The sequence below is a fragment of the Cobetia sp. SIMBA_158 genome, assembly GCF_046566945.1.
Classification (GTDB): domain Bacteria; phylum Pseudomonadota; class Gammaproteobacteria; order Pseudomonadales; family Halomonadaceae; genus Cobetia; species Cobetia amphilecti.
The window spans coordinates 1-252 of the sequence record NZ_JAWJYL010000763.1; the positions used below are offsets into that span (position 1 = coordinate 1).

At 43.3% G+C, this 252-nt stretch carries 1 protein-coding gene; it reads right to left on the reverse strand.

What is annotated here, in order from left to right:
- On the reverse strand, window positions 1-157 hold a 157-nt coding region (locus R2R70_RS21875; protein ID WP_410979178.1), incomplete at its 3' end, for a flavodoxin-dependent (E)-4-hydroxy-3-methylbut-2-enyl-diphosphate synthase.
- Window positions 158-252 lie beyond the last annotated feature (95 nt).

Below are 252 nucleotides of genomic sequence, written 5' to 3' on the forward strand. Positions count from 1 at the left end.
CTTGTATGGCTTGAATTTGTGCAACGGTTGCATCAACGTCCATGGTGTCGGTATTAGTCATCGACTGGACGGCAATTGGGGCGCCGTCGCCAATAGGCACATTGCCTACATTAATACGGGTGGATTTTCTGCGTTTAATTGGTGATTCTGAAAACATAGCGACTACTCTGCTAATGGTAATGTAAATTTGGCTAAACGGTTCTTAGGAAAAGCCGAAATATCTATTGGCTCACCGTTTAAGGTAATGTTAAC